The organism is Paractinoplanes deccanensis, from assembly GCF_016862115.1.
GTDB lineage: Bacteria > Actinomycetota > Actinomycetes > Mycobacteriales > Micromonosporaceae > Actinoplanes > Actinoplanes deccanensis.
On the sequence record NZ_BOMI01000164.1, the window covers coordinates 1 to 575 of the forward strand.

Genomic DNA, 575 nt, shown 5'->3' on the forward strand with positions numbered 1-575 from the left:
CCCACCCACCGCCAAAGGGTCAGCCAACCAGCACATGCCACCCGACGGTGAAGGACCAACAACACAGGCGGCCGACCGGAGCCTGAAGGATCAGCCAACCACGACGCCCCACCCGACGCCGAAAGATCAGCCAACCACGACGCCCCGCGCGACACTGAAGGGTCGATGTCAGCCGCTGTGGTTGAGCCGCGCCGAAGGGCAGGTCCGAGTCGAGGCAGCAGTCCACAATGCCCCATCGCGCGCCGAACGCAGCAAGGCCCGAACCGGCGGACGAAGCCGAACCGACGGACAGCCCAGACCGGCATCATCGCAAGACACCTGCCTCGCGGTCGGCCAACGCCAACATCGCCGGCCGCCCTCGGCCGTCCGTGCCCACCGGACCCGACCGCCTCAACGGCAACCGCGCCGAAACCGTGCCGCAGACCCCGGCCGATGTCGCGGATCCCTTCGCGCACCAGGGCACCGCGCAGCCTGCACCCGACCGGGCCGCCGGGCCGCCGGGCCGCCGGGCCGCCGGGCCGCCGGGCCGCCGGGCCGCCGGGCCGCCGGGCCGCCGGGCCGCCGGGCCACCGGGC

General features: G+C 74.6%; 1 protein-coding gene. It reads left to right on the plus strand.

Annotation, left to right across the window (positions count from 1 at the left end; all coding sequences use genetic code 11):
* Window positions 1-368: 368 nt before the first annotated feature.
* The coding region (locus tag Ade02nite_RS39480; protein WP_203775174.1) for a hypothetical protein at window positions 369-575 on the plus strand (207 nt) is incomplete at its 3' end.